The organism is Pullulanibacillus pueri, assembly GCF_014639255.1.
GTDB lineage: Bacteria > Bacillota > Bacilli > Bacillales > Sporolactobacillaceae > Pullulanibacillus > Pullulanibacillus pueri.
Map to the genome: position 1 here is coordinate 1 of NZ_BMFV01000005.1, position 20,790 is coordinate 20,790.

The following is a 20,790-nucleotide window of genomic DNA, read 5'->3' on the forward strand; positions in this document are numbered from 1 at the left end:
AAGCCAATCAATGTTAGGGCATATGGCGTAATCCTACTTGAAAAGAATAGTTCAAGTTCTGGAAAGTTTAATTGAAGTGCATTATGCAAGTGCATCCGTGTACGTTTTATTTCTTCTTCTACTTCTTGATAGAACCGAGAAAGGTCACGGATTTCATTATAAATTTCCGGCTGTTGTATTTTTTCTGGTCGATCATTTTTTTGATGGGCTTGTGCTAATTTGTGGGCGTCATGTTTGTCTGTTTTCCAGCTCCTCAAGGTTCCTTGTTCTAGTTGCTTTTTTGCTACAAGAGGATTTAATAAGCAATAACGCAATTGGTTTTCTCGACAAAAGATTTCAACTGGTTTTGAGTAAATACCTGTCGATTCAAAAACGAGAATAGGTTTTTCAGAAAGGTTTCGGATCTCGTCAAGCAATGTTTGGAACCCGCTCTCATTGTGAAGGATTTCCCCCTCCGAAAGGCAATTTTGACCATCGTATAGCACTTTGTAGCTTTTCCCCATAGAAATATCTAAAGCAATTACTAATCCCAATGTTTTTCCTCTCTCTTCTTGATCATTTTGAAAGATCTTCACTTATTCATTTCGATTCCAATTTCCTATACACGAGCTCCATGGCCCCAACATACTTAAATCTGATTCAAAAATGAAAGTGAAGAAGCTCAGTTTATGTTTCGGATTCGAAATCCCTGAGGTTGTGGTCGAGCTTTCTTTCACTTCTCACTATAACTCTAAAAAGAAAAATAGTGGGTAAAGTCATCCGTCGATGACCTTACCCACTAATCTTAGTATGTTTTTGTTTCCCTGGTTCTCTTTAAATAAGTTTTCCTTATTAACATGGATAATCTATTTTTATTTTACTTATTGATTAGATTGAGAGTATGATAACCGTAATAAGGAGTGATGAGGATGACAACCAAAAAAGATGTTCAGAGTCAATTTGGACGTAGTGCAAAAGCCTATGTTAGTAGTGACCTTCATAAGTTAGGAAAAGATCTCTCACTATTATTAGAAATCGCTAATATCAAAGGTAAAGAAAAACTCCTTGATGTCGCCACGGGCGGTGGCCATACGGCTAATGCCTTTGCTCCCTTTGTCCAAGAGGTCACAGCACTCGACCTTACACCAGAAATGCTTGCCGTCGCAAAAGACTTTATCGAGAGCAATGGCTTTCAGAATGTAAATTTTGTTGAAGGCGATGCGGAAGCTCTTCCCTTTGCAGAGGATGCTTTTGACATCATAACCTGTAGAATCGCGCCCCATCACTTCCCTCACATCGATCAGTTTATTACTGAAGTTTATCGCACGCTAAAACCAGGTGGGCAATTTTTGCTCGACGATAACATCGCCCCTGAGGATGAAAAAAGTGACCAATTTTATAATACAATAGAAAAAGAGCGTGATTATAGTCACTTCCGGGCGTGGAAAAAAACGGAGTGGATTCAAAAACTTGAAGCAGTCGGCTTCAATATTGAGGTCTTTCACCGTTTTGAAAAAACCTTTGAGTTTGATAGTTGGTGCGAACGCATGCAAGTCACTCCCGCTACAAAAGAAAAGCTTAATACTTTCATCCTGCATGTGCCAGATCAACTTAAGCAAAAGTTTCAAATTCAAATGACGGACGATCGCGTGCTCTCTTTTACAGGTGAAGCAATGGTCCTTAAAGCTATTAAGGCTTAACTCATTCCTCTTGCTGATATCTGCTGGGGCGGCTTTAGACTCTTCTAAGTTTCCTAGCCGTTTATCTGTCCGAAGACGGCTTCTCTACGGACTCTACTTCGTTCTCTAGATTTTATCTATCCGGAAATTGACTTATCTTCCGACCTATTCCGGCTCTCTGACTGTTGTCTGTTCTAACTCCCCGTACCAAGACAATTTTTCTAATCATACTCTTTATTCTTTAGGTAGCCTATATTTACTAACTCCTGAGAAAAACTTGGCTTCCGCCAAGTCCTTATCAGAGAAGACAAATTTTTCTACCGATCTCTTTATTGCTTCGACGGCTTATACTTTCTTATTCTTTTAAAAAACGGATTCCCTCATTAGGAATCCGTTCTAAATCTTAGTTTAAAATTTCAGCAATCGCTTGAAGTTCAGATGGTGTTAATTTAACCTCAAGAGCTTGGACAACCCCTTGAATTTGTTCTGGGTTTCTTCCTCCTGGAATAACGGCGTCCACCCCTTTTTGCGCCAATAACCAAGCCAAGGCAAAGTTCGGCAATGTCGTATTTTTTGAATCTGCAAAAGCCTTCAGCTGCTCGGCTTTAGCTAACTTCTCAGGTGTAAATCTCTGCTTGCGAGAATCGCCTTCTTCAAAGGTCGTCTTCGTAGTATATTTTCCGCTTAATAAACCAGCAGCTAAAGGGAAATAAGGAATAAAGCTAATATTATTTTCTGCACAATAAGGAAGAACATCAGTTTCTACAGAACGATCAATCATATTATATCCCGACTGGAGTGCAACAACCTCAGCGACCTGATCGGCTTCTTTTAATTGGTCAATATTAAGATTGGAAACTCCAATCGCTCTGATCTTGCCTTCTTCTTTCAGGCGCGTCAGTTCACCTAAAGATTCCGCTAGTGGCGTCACATTGTCTGGAAAATGAAGATAATATAAGTCGACATAATCTGTGCCTAATCGTTTCAAACTTGCTTCTAAAGCCGACCGGAGATAATCGGGATGATTATTGACTTTAACATTACCGGCATTATCCCATTGGTTAGCGCCCTTAGTCGCAATAATCAACTCGTCTCGTCTTGTCGAAATCTCCTTGAGCACTTCTCCAATAAGCTCCTCTGAACGCCCATGCCCATAAACATCTGCTGTATCAAGAAAATTAATACCTAGGTTAATAGCTTCTTTAACAAAATCCTTGCCCTCTTTTTCACTGAGATCTTTAAAATAGTTATGTCCACCGACTTTATTAGTTCCCAGTCCAATGGTCGAAATCTTCATGTCCGTCTTTTTAAGCTGAGTATAATCCATGAAACCACTCCTCGCCAGATATTTTTCCTACTTATTTCTAGTTTCTATATAGTATAGTACGACCCTTAGAGAATTGCATCTGATCTGATATTTCCCAAAGGAAACCTTGATAGAATAAGAAAAGTAGGACTTTATAAAATTATTTCCCGACAAATAATATGAATATTCCTACTATGTAAACTTTAGTGTACCTGTTTCTCTCCTAAGCTATAAATACTCAATTAATATCCATGTCTAAGTGAGGTTTAATCGCCTTTTCAATCTAAAAAAAGTCCGTCTTGCTCTTGAAATGGCATTCTCTCCTTCTTATCACTAGACTCCTCCCTTTAATTTCATATACTAAACAACACGCCATTGTACAATCCAATGGCGTGTCTATAAACACTGTGAGATCTATCCATTTATATACAGACAATAAACAGAGGCTCGCAAGTCCATTTTCGTCAAGAATTCACCTGAACATCGCCAAATTGCGCTTGGTGGAGTTTACTATACAAACCACCGGTTGCTAGTAACTCTTCGTGACGGCCCTGCTCGCTGATGCCTTCTTCTGTCACCACTATAATACGATCGGCGTGCTTGATCGTTGCTAAGCGATGGGCAATGACAAGCGTAGTCCTTCCTTCAGCCAGTTCCATAAGCGCCTTTTGAATAAGGGCTTCTGTTTCCGTATCAAGAGCAGAGGTTGCCTCATCAAGAATCAAAATCGGAGGATTTTTCAAGAACATCCGAGCAATAGAGAGTCTTTGTTTTTGTCCTCCAGAAAGCTTAACCCCGCGCTCACCGATGATGGTGTCTATCCCTTCAGCCTGTGAATGAATAAAGGTTTCCAGTTGCGCCCTTCTCGCGGCTTCCCAAATTTCATCATCAGTCGCATCAAGCTTCCCATAAGCAATGTTTTCGCGAATCGTTCCTGAGAAAAGGAAAACATCTTGCTGTACAATCCCGATTTGTTTCCGTAATGAGGACAAGGTCATGTCACGAATATCCATGCCATCAATGGTGATTTGTCCAGAATCCAGTTCATAGAATCTTGGCAGCAAAGTACATAATGTGGATTTCCCTGCCCCTGAAGGACCTACAAAGGCAATGGTCTCACCCGCATTAATCGCTAAATCGACGCCATCAAGCACCTTTTTCCCTGTCTCATAACCAAAGGTCACTTGATGATAGTCAATATTGCCGGATACGTTTTCGACATCCACTGCCCCCGGGCGATCTTGCACATCAGGCTCTGTATCAAGAATCTCAGTAAATCGTTTAAAGCCAGCAATCCCTTTCGGATAACTTTCAATAACCGCATTAATCTTCTCAACAGGTCGAAAGAAAACATTCGTTAACAAAATGAACCCCACAAACTCCCCATAAGAGAGCTGCCCATGAATGACAAACCATGTGCCACAAATCAAAACAAACAGGGTCATAAAGCGCATCATCATATAACTCACCGAAGTGCTTAAGCCCATAATTTTATAAGATTTAAGTTTTGTTCTCCGCAAAATTTGATTTCTAACAGCAAAGCGTTCTCTTTCATGCTCCTCGTTAGAAAAGGCTTGGACCACACGGATCCCACCGATGGTATTTTCCACTCGAGAACTAAAATCAGCGACGTCTTGGTGCATATTACGAAAGGTTTTCGTCATCATTTTATTACAGAAAATGATGAGCCAAGTGAGAAACGGAATGATGACAAAAGTCATTACAGCAAGTTTCCAGTTCGTCAGCAGCATCATCACGAAAGCTCCAAGTAATGTCATGATTGCGATAAAAACATCCTCAGGTCCATGGTGAGCCACCTCACCAATCTCAAACAAATCATTGGTCAAACGTGACAGTAGGTTCCCGGTCTTATTATTATCAAAAAAACGGAAAGAAAGTTTTTGAATATGATCGAACAAACGCTTGCGCATATCTGTTTCAATATTGATACCCAATTTATGTCCCCAATAGGTCACAATATACTGTAAGCCCGTATTTATGGTGTACATCGCAAACAACCCGATACAGGCCCAAACAATAAACGTCCAGTGATTGCCCTCCGAGAGTTTGTCGATCACTTTATTGACCGCAAGCGGAAAAGCCAATTCAAGAATCCCAGCAATAACCGCGCAGGTAAAATCTATAATAAATAATCTTTTATAAGGCCTATAGTAAGAAAAAAATCGTCGTATCACAGGCATCCCCCTCACTCTATACGTATTAAAATTAAAGTGATAACATTTCTCAATTATAGCGTATAAAGAAGGAGATTCATAATAAAAAATTGATATATACTAAAAAAATATTAAGATTTATATTTGGTCTGAAAGTTTTCTTGAAAAAGCTTTTCTTAGTCCTGTGGGATCCGGAAAGCGAGCGTTCTGAAGCGGAAGGCGGAAATCCCACACCGTCCTGATGACCAGAATTTTATACTTTCTGATCTTTCAAGAAAAACCGGGCAAAGATGAAGTTAGGTCTGAAAAAGTTTCTTATACCAAGGCATCGTCTGCAATCAAGTTGATTGGAGTGGAAGACGCGAGACTCCTTCGGAAACAGCAACCAGCGTTACTTCACGAATACACTTCGAGTTGTTCCGAGAAAACTGACTTCGAAGCAATACTTGTAGACGCAGGAACAGGGGTTTTTATTCATAAATACTTGGAACACAAAGAGTCCATTCCAAAATTAGCTGAGGCCGCTAAGGACAATCGGCTAAAATCGTCACGTCCTGTGACAACACCGATCCTACCCACTTCCTGTGGCATGAGGAAAGCGAGCGCTCTGAAGCGGAGATTAACACCGTCAATTTATAAAAAAACCTCATTCCTGAAGGCAATGAGGCTAATCACGTGAAAATATTCGTTTGACCATGTAAATGATAAAGACGATAATCGCAATCACTAAAAGAATATGGATAAGTCCCCCTAATAAGTGAAAAACCAGGCCTAGGAGCCATAAAAGGAGGAGAATCCCGATAATTGTCCAAAGCATTGACAAAATCACTCCTTCTTACAAGAGTCTATCCTAAATCCCCATTGCCCAACCACAGTAGGGATAGCAAGACATGTTATTGACTGGCAACCGAGCCGCCATCCACACGAATATTTTCTCCAGTTATAAAAGAAGCTTTATTTGAAGCGAGAAAAACCACTGCATCAGCCACTTCCTCTGGTCGCCCTGGGCGCTTCACTTCTATATGAGGGCGGTTCTTTTCTAAGAATTGTTGAACAGCTTCATCAAAGGTGATATTCTGCTCCTCAGCATCAGCCTTTAAATTGTCTTCTAATAATGGTGTCATCACAAAAGCTGGTGAGACAGTATTCACCAAGATCCCATCTTTAGCATAGGCCTTGGACAGGCTTTTTGTAAAATTGATAATCGCTGCCTTTGAAGCATTGTAATGGGGCATAAACGGATCGGGTTGTATCCCTGATTCCGAGCTGATATTGATAATCCGCGTACTCGCTTCCTTCTTCATATAAGGAAGTGCAGCCTTTGTCACTCTAACCATACCAAAAAGATTTACATTGAAAACCTCCTCCCAGTCTTCCACTGATAAAGCTTCAAAATCAAAGAAGCCACCAACAATGCCCGCATTATTCACCAAAATATCAAGGGTATGATAATGACTGATCGTCTCTGAAATCAACCGATCAACATCCTCCTGCTTCGTTAAATCCGCTTGAACGGCAAAGACCTCACCGCCTTGTCCCTCAATCCTCTGCTTCGTCTCATTCAACGCTGCCTCTCCACGGCCACAAATGACGACCTTACAACCTTCAGCTGCTAAAGCTATAGCAATGGCTCGTCCAATCCCTTTACTTCCTCCAGTGACAATCGCTGTTTTACCCATTAATCCGAATTCCACCAGTGATCACTCCCTTTATCTATTTTAGTCAGGTATTTCCCCTCTTCCCTATAAAACAAACCCTCATGAATTACAGTTTTCCAGTCCTTATCACTTCCATCATCATTTCTTTGTTAGGATAATCAGAGTTTTGATAGAGCTGAATGACTTTTTCAATATCATAAGGGACTTTCTCAATGGTGGCGTGTAGCCGTCTATCCTTTACTTCCACAATCGCATAAGAGGCGCGCGGACCATCAAAAGGTAAACCAACACTCCCAAGATTTAAAATACATTTCCCCTCAATGTATTTGATGTAAGCCTTATGAATATGTCCATACACGTAGAGATCGGCCTCTTCCGTACACAGCGTCTGAAGAATCTCTTGCTCCGAAGCATTGGGAAGAACATTTTTGAATAAACTATGAGGAGTAGCGTGGAAAGCATGCACATGAAGCGCATGATCTAAAGATGCCTTTATGTCGCCAGGTAACTTCTTAAGAAATTCAGTATCCTCCTGGGTCAATTGCGCTCTCGCCCACTCCCGTTCTTGAGTCATGATGTCAAAGGCGGGATCAGGGACTTCGCCTTGCTTCACACCACGAACAATCCATTCATCAGCATTTCCCTTGATGATGGGCACCTGTAACGTACGTACGATGTCGAGTGCGCGTTTCGGCTCAGGCCCTCTAAAGCAGAGATCACCGAGTACATAAAGTTGGTCAACGTGCTGGGTTTCAATATCAGCCAATACAGCTTCTAGGGCCACCGCATTACCATGGATATCAGATAGAAAGGCGACTTTCATAAGCAACTTCAACTCCCTCTTATTTTGTGTTAGGAATAGTTTAGCATCATTTCATATCATTTCACAAAATAGACGATATTCTTCACCGAATTTCGGGTATACCTATAGTAATAAAGAAATTTCCTTAAAGCAGAAAGGAAGATGGACATGAACGAATTGATCAAAAAGGGATTTTACTTAGGCCTTGGCGCCACGATCGCGAGTAAAGAAAAAGCAGAGAAATACATTAAAGACTTCGTAAAAAATGGCGAGCTTGCCCCCCAAGAGGCACGAAAAATGTTAGAAGAATTAAGTGAAAAAGGACGAGGCAAACAAGAAGATTGGAGTGACAATTTCCGAGAAGAAATCCAAACATCCTTCAAAAAGCTTGGTTTCGTCACCCAAGAAGAATTTAACGAACTCAAAGAACAAGTCAAAGTGCTTGAAGAAAAACTTGAAAATCTTAAGGGTTAACTAGCCCACTGCAGGTGAAGGGTCATGATCAAAAAAAGAATGCGCCATATCAACCGCTATCGGGAGATCGTCACTGCCCTTGTTAAATTTGGTTTTGGCTATATCGTGAAAGAAATTGGACTCTTTCATTTAATTTCCAACCCTATTAAGAAAATAAGGGTGAGTCTTGAATCAGAACACGTTTCCGTTGGGAAAAGACTGCGCTTATTTATGGAAGAGCTCGGGCCTACTTTCGTGAAGCTTGGACAACTCTTAAGTATTCGCGGTGATCTTATTCCTAAACAATTAACGATTGAACTAGGGAAGCTGCAGGATGATGTCAAACCCGTCGATCCGCTTGTGATTGAGCACATTATTGAGAGCGAATTGGGCGCTCCTACTTCAGAACTTTTTAGCTCCTTTAGTGGGAAAAGCCTTGCTGCGGCTTCCATCGGGCAAGTGCACAAGGCCACTCTTAAGACAGGAGAAACGGTCGCCGTCAAGATTAGGCGTCCCCATGTAGAGAAACAAATTGAGACAGACATAGAAATTTTACGAGATTTAACACGACTTGTTGAACAACGCTTTGCTTGGGCCAAACAGTATCAGCTTAGAGATATTGTCGATGAACTCTCTGAAGCGATTAAGAGTGAAATGGATTATTCTCAGGAGGGGCGTAATGCTGAAAAAGTCGCCAGACAATTTACAGATGATGATACCATCATTATTCCAAGGGTATATTGGGACTTTTCAACGAAAAAGATCTTAACCATGGAATTTATTGAAGGGAAGAAATATACCGATATAACCGACTTGCCAGAGGACACCTTTAACAAAGAATTATTAGCCGAGCGCCTCGTGAATTCCTTCCTTAAGCAAGTCTTAGTTACAGGTATCTATCATGGTGATCCCCACCCTGGAAATCTCTTTTTCTTGCCTGGTAATAAGATTGCCTATATTGATTTTGGACAAGTGGGTATTCTGAGCCAAGAGATGAAAAACAACTTCTCATCACTCATTATAGGACTAATGCGTAAGAACACGGATATTCTTCTTCATACTGTACTGAACATGGCGATTGTTCCAGAGGAAATTGATGAAGGCAAGTTAAGGAATGATCTTGATCAATTACGCGATAAATATTACGATATTCCATTTAGTAAAATTAATATCGCTGAAGCTATTAGTGATTTATTTGAAGTGACACAAAAGCATCAGATTACCATACCAAAAGATTATACCCTTCTTGGCAAAGCACTGATCACCCTTGAAGGCATTGTTACTTCGCTAGATGAGCGTCTCAGTATTATTGATCTCGCCGAGCCGTTCGGAAAAAAACTACTCTTAGAACGTGCCCATCCAAAAAATGTGCTCTCAAAACTTTGGGATAACGTTCAGGATATCAGCGGTGACACTCTCAAACTTCCTCGCCTCTTAAAGAAGGTGTTAATCAAGGTCGATCGTGGCGATGTCCATCTTGAAATGGAACTCCCACAAATTGATAAACTTTTACTTAGAATAGATCGGATTGGCAATCGTATTTCCTTTAGCGTCACCTTACTCGCATGTAGCATCATCATTATGGGTCTCATTATTGCCAAGACCTTTGGAAATCATTTTCTAGACTTCTTTCCCATTGTTGACATTGGCATTGTAATTGTTATTCTTATGTTCCTATGGCTGATTTTTTCTATTTTTCGTTCGGGAAGATTATAGAGAGGGAAAACCTATTGTGGATAATGTGTATACTGTGGATAAAAACTGTGGATCATGTGCATAACTCCACAGTACTCCCCTCTCTCTCTTCTTCACTTAATGGCGACTTGCTTGGTGTAAAAAGGCCTCGCCATTTTTCTGGTTACGCCATACTTTTGCCAGACCACTCAATAGCATAAACAATCCAGCTAAGGTAGTAAACATGGCCCCATAGCCCCATTCATTTTGAATCTTACCGAGCATCGGAAATAAGACCGCTAAAAGAATGGCCATGCTTGATTCCATTGCTGACATGGTTGTGGATTTAAAGGCTTCCGGAGCCAGCACCATCACTTTTCCATCAATCATCACTTCATTGATACCCGACAGTGTTTTACCCAAAAACAGGGCAAAGATAGCCATACTCATCAGAGCGATGTTTGGCAATTCCGTCCCCGCCGAGGCAATAAATAAAAAGAGAACTCCAGCATAAAGCAATGGCGTGATAATGACCCAGCGGCGGAAGTGCAACCGCTGACTTATCGTCTTCGCCAACTTATTGCCTAAAATCGCAAAAACATTAGCCACCGTGAACACCAGAGTAATTACGATGTTATTCAATCCGACGTGAGCATAGTAAGGCTCTGCCAGCTGTCCAACAAGACTCGACAGCGTCCAATAGCCCGCACAACCGAGTAAAAAGATGACAAACATCTTTGGAAGCAAGCGCCAAAAGGTCAAGAGCTCTTTCGCCTCTGACCAAAGCCTCGCCATTTTATCATTTACAGTCTGTTGTGGAGAAGGCACTGACTGAAGCCTTGGCAAAGTGAAGGTCAAACCTAAAGTGAGCACAACGATACAGAGTTGGATCCCATACAACCATTTAAATGACAGCAGTGTTGAGATAAGACCCCCAGCGATACCCCCTACAATTAAACTGACATTGACGACGGATGAGTAATTGGCCAGTACAGCTTCATACCGGTGCCTTGAAATCTGTGCCACGTAATCATACACATAAGCCCGATCAACATTGGAAACTAAGGTAATCGCCATTCCCATTAAAACACTGGACAAAATATAGAGTGGAAAATGACCGGCTTTTAAAAAGAATAAGCATACCACACTCACACCTTCTAATACTGCGCCTATCATTAAAAACTTTTTACGCCCAAAGCGATCAGCTAAAAAGCTGAACGGAATATCGGTGAGAAGATTCGTGATTTGGAAAACGGCATAGCCAATCCCAACCTCTGACAAAGAAAAGCCCAAAGAGCCTAAATAAATAAAATACAAAAATTGATCTAAAGATAATTCCGATAAGAAAGCATATAAATATAGACGTTTCATCACAATCCCCTCTCCTACAATGGTTGCCCTTATAAGAGCTTCCGCTAAGTGATACATTCTGACTTGCAGGAAAGGGGAACGAAGGTCTTGGGCTTGGTCAAACTTGTGGACGCACTCTAAGATTCAAGAATAACGATAAAAAAGAACAAAGCTCCCGTCGCTTTGTCCTTTCCAATCGGCCTCCTATTATAAGAGACACACCGTACGTATAAAGGAAATGAAGCTTACGTTCCGCTATCCTGCAGTCAGTATTTGGCTAAAAAAAGACAGACGTCTCCCGTCTTAAGCCAAAACCAAAAGTCGAATAACAGATAAATCCATAAGCCTCTTTCACTCCTTTAATTTTGATTATAGCCATTATAACACTTTTCCCACTATTTACAATAGGAGACTTAATTCTCCTTCTCTCTGCAAGGGTGTGGATACTGTGGGTAACTATTGTTAATAATGTGGATAAGTTATCTATAAAAGCATCATAAATCACTTGAATTTGCGGTTGGATACTAGGAAGATTGCTTGTTGCAACCACCCATACAATATTCAAATCAATACCAAAATACTCATGAATAAGAATAATTCTAATGCCAATCATCTCTCCAAGGAACATCAGGATTATTGTTAATAAGCTCTGGGCTCAATTTATTTGCAGCTTCACCAATGACCTCGCTATTCCTTATCACCGCATCTAGAACATGATCCTTGTGGACAATGTGGATAGGTTGATGAGCGTTGTGGATAACCATTGTGTGTGGAGTGGATAACTGTCATTTCCCCTAAAGTCATTAAAAGGCCTCCCGATTATCGTGACCGGGAGACCTTATAAGAGCAACTTTGGCTTTCTGCATTAAAGCTTGGTGATAAGCCAAGTTTTTAATAGACAATCTCTTCTTGCTTATGGGTTTTATTGAATTCGGTCATGTTAGGATCAAAATAGGAAGGATCATAGTGCTTAACAAAGGAATCGTTTTGTACATAACCTGAACCCCAAGTGGGATCCATAGTCACCCATTTACCGTTTAATTTGGCTTCTACCCATGCATGTCGTCCTCCTGCTTCCCCGGTAATATAATGAGACTCAATCCCTGCTGCTCGCAATAAAGCGACTGTGAGAAATACATAGTCCTGACAAACACCTTTTTTAGTACTGAGTGTGCGCAGCGCACTATCATCCAATTTAAAGAGATCTTTGTGATATTTATCCATATCATAGGTGACGTTTTTGGCGACGTAGTCATAAATTGCTTTGGCCTTAGACTTTTGATCAGGTTTTCCCTTTGTTAAGGTGGCGGCTAATTGTTTAATTTCTGGGGCATCAGATTGTATCCCCCGTGAAGGAAGCAAATCGCGCTCATCCTTAGCATCACTTGTGACTGAGAATTGAGCAATCCCACTATATTTAAAATAGGAGTGATAACTTCCTGGATCATCAGGAATAGCAACAGTAACCTGATAGTTTCCGGACCCGAAGCGCAAATAAAAGTCACCAGCAAACCGACCGTCTTGTGCCGGGATTAAATAAGTTGAGGTCAGCTTGCCTTTTTTTGCCTCAACGATTAATTGATCAATTTTAGCATTTTTCCCCGCTTTCACATCATAGGTTCCTGAGATATGAAAGGTTTTTCCTGTCTTTTCACCACTGGCCACCGGTTCATCAAGTTGATAATGCTCGTCAAAGTAATCTTGAAAATACTCTATTGATGCCGTCGTTTCTTGTTTTGAGCTGTTATTCACAATAAAAGTGGCACCATCTAAATAATAATGCTCTCGTTTGGGATAGGGGACCATGACAGTAATTTTGCTGTTGCCTGCTCCATATTTAAGCGGAAAATCCGTCGCAAATGTGCCGCTATTCACTAACACCATCGTGTCCCATTTCTTCTGATCCTTCTCTGCTTGAACCATCAGATACTGGCCATTGTATTTTTCAGAGATCTGACCTTGTATCTTCACCTTATCTTTGGCTTCACTATACCCTTCAAGCGGAGCAGTGAGCTTCAAGTCAGCGTCTAGGGCATCTGGCGTCTTTTCAATATCACGTGTGATCTTTGAGCTCGTATTGGTGACATTGAAGGTCGTCATTTCATAGAAGCTATTCTTTTGACCCTTATTCGGAAGATTCATGACCACCTGATACTGGCCTTTTCCCTCAAAAAGCCTGATCGTTTGTTTAAAAGTCGTCTTTTTTATCGGAATATAATAGTCAAAGGTTCCATGTTGAGGACCCGTTACCCTCACCCAGACCCTTTGGCCATTTAAAGCTTGATCCTTGATTTTGCCTGATAGTGTAAAAGCCGATTGCACCTTAGACGCATTCTCCTGAGGTTCTTCAAGATGAGCACCAACGTCTTTGGCATAGGCTGAGAGTTCAATAGGATTCAGATGTTTCCCACTGGTTTCTTCTGCCGAAGGACCACCTTGTGATTTCAATTGCTCTAAAGGTGTACAACCCACGAGCAAGCATATCATCAATAAGCCGAGACCACTTATCAGAGACAGTCGCTTTTTCATTCCCTTCTCCTTTCCTTCTATAGGAGTTCTTCAGCTATAAGCCTGTAAGATCTTAGGCGTTCCTCATAAGTCGGTGTTAATGTAATAATCATCAATTCTTCAGTTTGATAGCGCTCCTGCAACTGTAACAGCTCTGTTTTAACCTGTGCAGGATTACCAACAATGACTTTCTTCGCTGACTCCTGCAACTTTTCTTTTTCATCAGTAGAGAGTGAATAGCCCTTCGCCTCTTCTACAGTGGGATAGCCGACATGACGAAAATCTTTCTCGCGTTGTAAGTTGCCAATGGCAACGGCATAGGCGATATCCTCAGCTTCCTTTGTCGTCTCTGCGCAGATCACCGAGACCGCCACAAGTGCTTGTGGATGCTTGAATTGGCCATTGGTTTGAAAGTCTTTTTTATAATCAGCCACTGATTTGGGACCGTCATCGTCACTCATAAAATGACCGAAGGCGTACGCTGTCCCTTTTTCCGCTGCAAGCTTGGCACTCTTGTTGCTCGTTCCTAAAAGCCATAATTCAGGAGACTCATCTGGCTGCGGTGATGCTTTGATCTTCGAAAACATCTCATCCGCAGGAAAATCATTGTTTAAAAAATGAATAAGTGCTTGCAGGTTGTCTGGCATTTGACGAACGTTTTCTAAAAAATTTCCTGAAAGCGCGATGGAAGCCTCAGCAGATCCCCCAGGGGCCCTGCCAACCCCTAAATCAATCCGACCTGGAAATAGTGTTGCCAATAGATTAAAAGTCTCCGCAACTTTATAAGGTTTATAGTGAGGAAGCAAAACAGCCCCCGAGCCAATACGCATCGTCTTCGTATGGGCACCGATATAACTCAGCATAACCTCAGGTGCGGGACAAGCAAGACCTGCCATGTCATGATGTTCTGCCACCCAATATCTCGTATAACCTAGTTGTTCCCCTAATTGTGCTAAGGTAACCGAAGCCTCTAAAGCCTCTCTTGGACTGCTTCCTCTCATGATTGGCGATTGATCAAGAATACTTAATTTCATACTCTGCCTTCTTTCTACGATTATAGCTTATGAGTTTAAATGTGAATTGTGGATAAAGTCCTGTGACTATGTGGATAACATTCTATTTGTACTCACTACCATACCATTCTTTTATCTATAGGATACCCCATTCTCTTATTCTTAATAGTGTATCACGGATTTTATACTACCTTTTAATCCTTCGCTTTCCCTCTTCCAACTCAAACGATGAGCAATAGCTTTATAGGTAAATACAAAAAGAGCATCGGCCATATCCGACACCCTCTTTTCAACTACTTATTATCCTTTTTCCTTTAAGTTTAAAACTTTCCACTGGGCCTATTTTCTGTAAGCTTGGTTGTGTAATAGCTTCCTAATACCTTCACATCATGGCCAAGGGTTTCTAAAATAGTAATAGCCTTCTGCATGTTGACTTCTTCAGCGCCTAATTCCGCTTCAACAAAAAAGCGGTAGGTGCCGAGCTTCTTTTTCGTCGGTCGTGATTCTATCCATGTTAAGTTAATAGCAAGTGATGAAAAAACATTAAGAATCACCGACAATACTCCCGGGCGCTCTTCGCCCGGAGAGATCACAAGCATGCTTTTCGTTGCCTGCTCAACCTCTTGTTGTTCCTTCGTTAAGACGATAAAACGTGTATGGTTAACCAGATTATCTTGAATATTACTTTTAAGTGGAATAAGATCAAACACTTCTGCTGCCCATTGTGAAGCAATAGCCGCCACATCACTTCTTCCTGACTCGCTCACTGCTTGGGCGGCGGAGGCCGTACTATTAAAATGCTTCACCTCTGCATTTAATTCATGAATACATTCTTGACACTGAGCCAACGCCGGTGGAATCGACCAAATTTCTTCTATTTCACTGGCTCGAGTTCCCTCATTTCCTAATAAATGCATAGCAATGGGTAATATAAGTTCTCCCTCGATATGTAAGCCTTGAGACAGTAGACCGTCTATCGTGACGTTGATCGTGCCCTCTATCGTATTTTCTATAGGAACGATCCCCTTATCGACATTGCTTTTTTGAACAGCTTCTAACACATCAAAAATCGTCTCGCACATTTGCCATTCCGGCTTTTGCGAAGAAAAATAACGGTATGCTGCTTCTTCTGAAAATGTTCCTTTAGGACCTAAATACGCAACCTTCACAATGTGAGCTCCCTTTAATGTTTTCATCCATTATAACGCAAGAGGATTTTTAAAATCTAGGAAAATCTTAAATACTAAGCTTAAGGCAATACGAACAAAACTGTATAATGATAAGAGATCTTATCCTTATAATTTTTTTAGGAGGTCCAATGTGATTGCATTACTTGAATTCTTAGGTGTTGGTATTTTAACAGGCATTCTCTCAAGCATGTTCGGCTTTGGTGGCGGACTTATCGTTATTCCCGTGCTTTATTGGCTACTACCTAGCCATGACATTCCAGATACCCTGCTCATGCATGTGGCTGTCGCGACTTCACTGGCGATCATGATCATTAATTCAACGAACTCCACTCTGTCACATCATAGAAAAAAGAACATCATATGGCCTATCTTTTGGAAGCTTGCCCCTGGAATTGCTGTTGGTGCTTTCATCGGTGGTTTGGTCAGCCATTTCTTTGATGATGCTATTTTACGTTATCTCTTTATTATTTTTGTCCTTTACACCATTATTTCTTCCTTTGTTAAAAAGTCCTTCATTCAAGTCAATTCAGAACCCATAAAACTACCTGGACCTGTCATGAATTCAGTTGTCGGTGGTGTGATTGGGATTATCGCAACCTTACTCGGAATTGGGGGCAGTGTCTTTACCGTTCCTTATTTGAGAAAGTGTCGATTAAAGATGCTGAATGCTGTTGCCCTCGCTACACCTTTAAGTTTACCCATCGCCCTCATCGGTTCAGGAAGCAATCTCTTTACGGGCCTAACCCAATCTTCATTACCAGCTTCTTGTTTTGGGTATATTTTTCTACCGGCGTTTTTCGGCATTGGCATCGGTGGATTTATTGGCGTGCCAATAGGGGTGCGATTAGCACAACGCCTGCCTGATCAGATCTTCTCTAAAGTCTACTTAGGACTCCTTGTCCTTGTCGCTATTTCAATGGTGATTTAGACATATAGTTCTTAGGCAAATGTTGGTGTAATAAAAAACCGGAAACAATAATAAGATTCCAAAACAAAATGAGCAAGGCTTGAACCATCATAAAATGCATCATCCATATAGATTGCAAAGTAACAAGGAGGCGCACCAATCAAGGGGAAATTCACAAAAGAGCGTCGCGGACTCACATAATGCCTCGACAGTAATCAAGTGGATCCCGAGATTCGGAACACTTATCCTAAGTGTGTTCCCAGCCTCGCTGACTCACGGATGACTAAACTAGAGTCCTTGGGAAACAAAATTTATGCTTTTTTAATTAAAAGAGTGGTACCCACTTCATTTTGGCGGGTACCACTTTTAATTTTACTGGGTTTTGCCCAGCTTCTTTATCATTATTTATCTAATAACTCATTCACATTGTAAATCCTGCCGTTCTCGGGATCCTTATCAATCAATAAATCAATGAGTGCCTGAGCGACAACTTCAGGAGATCTTAATTGCCCATTCTCTTTAAACCCTTGAAATTTCTCAACATCCTTAAACGCCTGCTTGCCACTAGAACGAATAACACCTTGCATTTCAGTGTCCATAATCCCGGGATTATAGGCGATAAAAGTATGCGGTGCATCAATATGTTGAGCTTCTAAGGCCGCTGTTTCTGTGAATAAGTTCACTGCCGCTTTTGAGCTGCCATAAGCACTCCAACCATGCGTAGGATGTAGGGCTGCCCCAGATGAGACATTGACGACAGTAAGTTTTTCCTGAGTAAAGGCCTTCACAAAGCCATTAGTCATCACCATTGGGGCGAGGATATTCACCGTCATCAGCCGCTGCAAGTCCTCTGTTCCCATTTCTCCAACAACTTCAATAGGCTCAACAACCCCCGCATTGTTGATGAGATAGAGCGCCTCCGCGGTTCCCCATTCTTGAAGCAAATGAATGATCGCCTCTAAAGTCGATAATTGTTGATCGGGTGATGCCAAGTCACAGTTAAAATGAGCATAGAGTGATTGACTTTCACTTGCCTTCCTTTTCAGCGCTTCATTTTCCTGTCGTGAAACTGTAATTAGACCATAACCCTTATCTATAAATCCTTCCGCAATGGCAGCCCCTAAACCTCTAGAGGCACCCGTGATAACTGCAAGCTTCATTTTTATTCCTCCCCAACTTTCAATTGTTCGCGCTTTTGATTTGGAGCTGTGATTACTTCATTATTTCCAGCTTTTAATCCTAAAAACAGGAGTAATAAAGTAGCCACTATCAACATGATCAGTGGCAGTGTCCAAGAATGACTCATATCGTGAAAGAGTCCAAATAAAAGAGGACCTACAGCCGCCAATAAATAGCCGACGGATTGCGCCATTCCTGAAAGTCTCGCGGCATCATTGGCATTTTCTGTTCGCAAACCAAATAATGCGAGAGCAAGACTAATGGCTGCCCCACCCGCAACACCGATTAAAATCACCCATAACCATGTAAGGGTTGTTCCATTACTCAATAACCCAATATAACCGATCAAAAACAGAAGGAAGGTAAAAAAGATAATCCTTCGTTGATTCTCGAATTTCCCTGCTAATACCGGGATGATAAAGGATGCGGGTAAGCTGACAAATTGCATGAGCGATAACATCCATCCTGCAGTCCCTGCCGATAACCCTCTGCTCTGCAATAACTCTGGTAGCCAAGCGACGTTCGAATAAAATAAAAGCGATTGTAGTCCCATAAATAAAGTGACCGCCCAAGCTAATGAAGAAGTAGAAAGCTTCGTCTGTGAAGCCACATGCTTTGGCACATGTCTGTTTCTTAATTGCGGAAGCCAAATAATGAAAGCCACAATAGACAAAATGGACCAACTGACTAATGAACCCCGCCAACCAAAGCCATTGACATGTGAAATCGGTACACTGATACCCGATGCAATAGCCGCACAAATGTTCATCGACATTGAGTATATGCCTGTCATCAGACCCACATTTCCAGGAAAGTCCCGTTTGATTAAACTCGGCAATAACACATTGCCCATCGTGATGCCAATCCCTGCTAAAAGCATACCTATTAATAAGGTTATTGATGAATCAACATAACGGATAAGAATCCCTGCTGTAATAACAACTAAACCCAGCGCCAATGTAAGCTCTATTCCCATCTTACGGGCAATTCCCGGTGCGAGGGGCGAAAACACCGCAAAGGCTAGAAGAGGGAAGGTGGTTAACATTCCTGCTAACACGCTCGATAACCCTGTGTCCTCTTTAATAACATCAATAAGTGGTCCTACACCTGTAATAGCTGTTCGTAAGTTCGCCGCAACAAAAATAATCCCTAAGACTAATAAAAAAGTGCTCAACTTCGTGCGACTTGTTGCTGAATTATTATGATTGCTCATATTTTAAACCTTCCTTATTCAATTATCTTTCACCCCTCCAATCTTAAAGCGAAAAATACCAATTAACAACCTTTTTACTTTTTATGATCATTAAAAAACTTGGCACCCACCAATAATTATGGCAGATGCCAAAGTTACGCTTATAAGGTCTTTACTGTTATCACACTGACATTATAAAAAACTGTGTGCTAAACCCCGTCCTTGTAAAAAAATCTAGAGGAGCAACGGTATCATTAGTCCTGTGGCCATGAGGAAAGCGAGCGTTCTGAACGCGTAAATCCACAAGTCCTGATGGCCAAAATTTTTATGCTTTCTTAAAAAAGCGTGAACAGTATCCCTACTATTCACGCTTAACACTCTTATCTCTATTAAGGCTTTAAAACAACTTTAATACAGTCATCTTCTCTATCGTTAAAAATTTTATAGCCATGTGCCGCATCATCCAGAGAAAGCTTGTGAGAAATAATATTTGTCGGTTCAATTTCTTTCTTCACTATTTTTTCATAAAGCTGTTCCATATACCCTCTCGCTGGGGCTTGCCCCATTTTCAACGTGACATTTCTCGCGAAGAATGCTCCAAGAGGAAACATATTATAAAGCCCCCCGTAGACACCTGTAATCTGGACCGTTCCAAATTTGCGCACCGCTTTTGTCGCGATTTGAATGGGCCCTAATGTACCTCCTTGCAACTTTAATTTCTGCTCAATAAATTCCAACGGAGACTTTTTACCATCCATCCCAACACAGTCTATAACAACATCGGCGCCGCCTTTGGTTGCCTCTTTTAAAACTTCTCCCATATCCTTTTCTTTCGTAAAATCAAAGGTTTCTACGTGATTAAATTTGTGTGCATGTTTGAGCCGATAATCTAAATAATCCACAGCAATGACGCGCTTTGCCCCTTTCTTCCAAGCAAATTGTTGCGCCATAAGACCAATCGGACCACAGCCTAGAACAATGACGGTATCTCCGCTTTTAACCCCCGCATGCTCAACACTCCACCAAGCTGTCGGTAATACATCCGATAAAAATACTAACGATTCATCCTCAAGTTCACAATTCTCCGGGACGAGGAAGGGTGTATAGTTACCAAATGGGACTCTGAGATATTCTGCTTGTCCCCCAGGATAATTCCCATATTTTTCACTATAACCAAAATAACCGCCTGAATCATAATGTGGATTAGCGTTATCACACTGACTCTCTAAATGATGTTCACAATAAGGACAGTGGCCACAAGCAACAGTAAACGGAATAACGACTCGATCTCCCTTTTTAACTCTTGTCACATCCGGACCAACCTCTTCAACAATGCCCATTGGCTCATGACCAATAATATAGCCTTTCGGAAGTGGGAAATCGCCTTTATATAAATGTAAATCTGAACCGCAAATTGCTGTGGTAGTTATCTTAACAATGACATCTTCTCTATCTTGTATTTTCGGGAAATCCACATTTTCTACACTGACAGAATGAACACCTTGATATGTGACTGCTTTCATAGCTCCTCCTTAAAAACATCCTTTTTTCTTTAAAGTGTGCCTCAAACTGAAAAAGTATATGTAGGAAAAAATTAGCTTTTAATAAAAGAAACTTGTTACTCCACACTCCTGTGATGCAATCTTAATGTGAAAGGAAAAAGCTTTTTTTGAATCTGACTACTTCTTTTGCAAAGCTAGGTGTCCATTTATAATCGGTCTCCTTG

General features: G+C 41.2%; 18 protein-coding genes. 4 read left to right on the plus strand and 14 right to left on the minus strand.

Annotated elements, in window-relative coordinates; genetic code table 11:
• On the minus strand, positions 1-533 hold a 533-nt coding region (locus IEV91_RS04595; protein WP_188496241.1), incomplete at its 3' end, for an IS110 family transposase.
• Between the two features lie 375 nt (positions 534-908).
• Here IEV91_RS04595 and IEV91_RS04600 point away from each other — a divergent pair.
• Positions 909-1,679, plus strand: coding sequence for a class I SAM-dependent methyltransferase (locus IEV91_RS04600; RefSeq protein ID WP_188496242.1), 771 nt, complete (start codon positions 909-911; stop codon positions 1,677-1,679).
• Positions 1,680-2,061: 382 nt separating this feature from the next.
• On the opposite strand, the gene IEV91_RS04605 is transcribed toward IEV91_RS04600, so the two are convergent.
• The 5 genes from IEV91_RS04605 to IEV91_RS04625 form a co-directional block, all read right to left on the minus strand.
• Entirely contained in the window at positions 2,062-2,985 is a 924-nt protein-coding gene (locus tag IEV91_RS04605) for an aldo/keto reductase (protein ID WP_188496243.1), read from the minus strand.
• 443 nt (positions 2,986-3,428) lie between these two features.
• Positions 3,429-5,159: an ABC transporter ATP-binding protein gene (locus IEV91_RS04610; protein ID WP_188496244.1), complete on the minus strand. Its 1,731-nt coding sequence runs from the start codon at positions 5,157-5,159 to the stop codon at positions 3,429-3,431.
• A gap of 646 nt (positions 5,160-5,805) precedes the next feature.
• Positions 5,806-5,955 (minus strand): lmo0937 family membrane protein, encoded by a 150-nt coding sequence (locus tag IEV91_RS04615; RefSeq protein WP_188496245.1) that lies wholly within the window; start codon positions 5,953-5,955, stop codon positions 5,806-5,808.
• A 76-nt stretch (positions 5,956-6,031) separates the two neighbouring features.
• Entirely contained in the window at positions 6,032-6,832 is an 801-nt protein-coding gene (locus IEV91_RS04620) for an SDR family NAD(P)-dependent oxidoreductase (RefSeq protein ID WP_188496246.1), read from the minus strand.
• 70 nt (positions 6,833-6,902) lie between these two features.
• Positions 6,903-7,619: a metallophosphoesterase family protein gene (locus IEV91_RS04625; protein WP_188496377.1), complete on the minus strand. Its 717-nt coding sequence runs from the start codon at positions 7,617-7,619 to the stop codon at positions 6,903-6,905.
• Positions 7,620-7,766: 147 nt separating this feature from the next.
• Here IEV91_RS04625 and IEV91_RS04630 point away from each other — a divergent pair, with 147 nt between their 5' ends.
• Together IEV91_RS04630 and IEV91_RS04635 are read left to right on the plus strand one after the other, a co-directional pair.
• Positions 7,767-8,072 (plus strand): phasin family protein, encoded by a 306-nt coding sequence (locus tag IEV91_RS04630; RefSeq protein ID WP_188496247.1) that lies wholly within the window; start codon positions 7,767-7,769, stop codon positions 8,070-8,072.
• A gap of 24 nt (positions 8,073-8,096) precedes the next feature.
• Positions 8,097-9,767: an ABC1 kinase family protein gene (locus IEV91_RS04635; protein ID WP_188496248.1), complete on the plus strand. Its 1,671-nt coding sequence runs from the start codon at positions 8,097-8,099 to the stop codon at positions 9,765-9,767.
• Positions 9,768-9,863: 96 nt separating this feature from the next.
• On the opposite strand, the gene IEV91_RS04640 is transcribed toward IEV91_RS04635, so the two are convergent.
• The 5 genes from IEV91_RS04640 to pheA all read right to left on the minus strand — a co-directional run bounded on the left by IEV91_RS04640 (position 9,864) and on the right by pheA (position 15,765).
• On the minus strand, positions 9,864-11,096 hold the full coding sequence (locus IEV91_RS04640; protein ID WP_229745418.1) for an MFS transporter: 1,233 nt from the start codon (positions 11,094-11,096) through the stop codon (positions 9,864-9,866).
• 256 nt (positions 11,097-11,352) lie between these two features.
• A complete protein-coding gene (locus IEV91_RS04645) occupies positions 11,353-11,688 on the minus strand; it encodes a HepT-like ribonuclease domain-containing protein (protein ID WP_188496250.1) in 336 nt (111 codons plus the stop codon).
• Positions 11,689-11,966: 278 nt separating this feature from the next.
• Positions 11,967-13,604 (minus strand): transglutaminase domain-containing protein, encoded by a 1,638-nt coding sequence (locus tag IEV91_RS04650; RefSeq protein ID WP_188496251.1) that lies wholly within the window; start codon positions 13,602-13,604, stop codon positions 11,967-11,969.
• Positions 13,605-13,621: 17 nt separating this feature from the next.
• A complete protein-coding gene (locus IEV91_RS04655; protein WP_188496252.1) occupies positions 13,622-14,617 on the minus strand; it encodes an LLM class flavin-dependent oxidoreductase in 996 nt (331 codons plus the stop codon).
• Between the two features lie 299 nt (positions 14,618-14,916).
• The gene (pheA, locus tag IEV91_RS04660; protein WP_188496253.1) at positions 14,917-15,765 is read right to left on the minus strand and encodes a prephenate dehydratase; all 849 of its coding nucleotides are present in this window, start codon (positions 15,763-15,765) and stop codon (positions 14,917-14,919) included.
• Between the two features lie 151 nt (positions 15,766-15,916).
• Between pheA and IEV91_RS04665 the strand changes: the two genes are divergently transcribed.
• Positions 15,917-16,714 carry a sulfite exporter TauE/SafE family protein gene (locus tag IEV91_RS04665; RefSeq protein WP_188496254.1) on the plus strand — a complete coding sequence of 266 codons (798 nt, stop codon included), beginning with the start codon at positions 15,917-15,919 and terminating at the stop codon, positions 16,712-16,714.
• A 380-nt stretch (positions 16,715-17,094) separates the two neighbouring features.
• On the opposite strand, the gene IEV91_RS04670 is transcribed toward IEV91_RS04665, so the two are convergent.
• The 3 genes from IEV91_RS04670 to IEV91_RS04680 form a co-directional block, all read right to left on the minus strand.
• Positions 17,095-17,853, minus strand: a complete 759-nt coding sequence (locus tag IEV91_RS04670) for a (S)-benzoin forming benzil reductase (RefSeq protein WP_188496255.1) — start codon at positions 17,851-17,853, stop codon at positions 17,095-17,097.
• Between the two features lie 2 nt (positions 17,854-17,855).
• Positions 17,856-19,085, minus strand: a complete 1,230-nt coding sequence (locus IEV91_RS04675) for a CynX/NimT family MFS transporter (protein WP_188496256.1) — start codon at positions 19,083-19,085, stop codon at positions 17,856-17,858.
• A gap of 368 nt (positions 19,086-19,453) precedes the next feature.
• Positions 19,454-20,587, minus strand: a complete 1,134-nt coding sequence (locus tag IEV91_RS04680; RefSeq protein WP_188496257.1) for a zinc-dependent alcohol dehydrogenase — start codon at positions 20,585-20,587, stop codon at positions 19,454-19,456.
• Positions 20,588-20,790 lie beyond the last annotated feature (203 nt).

Bases quoted from the DNA above. Each gene is read 5' to 3' on its own strand.
- IEV91_RS04600 (WP_188496242.1), top strand. From the start codon at position 909: ATGACAACCAAAAAAGATGTTCAGAGTCAATTTGGACGTAGTGCAAAA.
- IEV91_RS04605 (WP_188496243.1), bottom strand. From the start codon at position 2,985: ATGGATTATACTCAGCTTAAAAAGACGGACATGAAGATTTCGACCATT.
- IEV91_RS04615 (WP_188496245.1), bottom strand. From the start codon at position 5,955: ATGCTTTGGACAATTATCGGGATTCTCCTCCTTTTATGGCTCCTAGGC.
- IEV91_RS04625 (WP_188496377.1), bottom strand. From the start codon at position 7,619: ATGAAAGTCGCCTTTCTATCTGATATCCATGGTAATGCGGTGGCCCTA.
- IEV91_RS04630 (WP_188496247.1), top strand. From the start codon at position 7,767: ATGAACGAATTGATCAAAAAGGGATTTTACTTAGGCCTTGGCGCCACG.
- IEV91_RS04635 (WP_188496248.1), top strand. From the start codon at position 8,097: ATGATCAAAAAAAGAATGCGCCATATCAACCGCTATCGGGAGATCGTC.
- IEV91_RS04640 (WP_229745418.1), bottom strand. From the start codon at position 11,096: ATGAAACGTCTATATTTATATGCTTTCTTATCGGAATTATCTTTAGAT.
- IEV91_RS04645 (WP_188496250.1), bottom strand. From the start codon at position 11,688: ATGATTGGCATTAGAATTATTCTTATTCATGAGTATTTTGGTATTGAT.
- IEV91_RS04650 (WP_188496251.1), bottom strand. From the start codon at position 13,604: ATGAAAAAGCGACTGTCTCTGATAAGTGGTCTCGGCTTATTGATGATA.
- IEV91_RS04655 (WP_188496252.1), bottom strand. From the start codon at position 14,617: ATGAAATTAAGTATTCTTGATCAATCGCCAATCATGAGAGGAAGCAGT.
- IEV91_RS04670 (WP_188496255.1), bottom strand. From the start codon at position 17,853: ATGAAGCTTGCAGTTATCACGGGTGCCTCTAGAGGTTTAGGGGCTGCC.
- IEV91_RS04675 (WP_188496256.1), bottom strand. From the start codon at position 19,085: ATGAGCAATCATAATAATTCAGCAACAAGTCGCACGAAGTTGAGCACT.
- IEV91_RS04680 (WP_188496257.1), bottom strand. From the start codon at position 20,587: ATGAAAGCAGTCACATATCAAGGTGTTCATTCTGTCAGTGTAGAAAAT.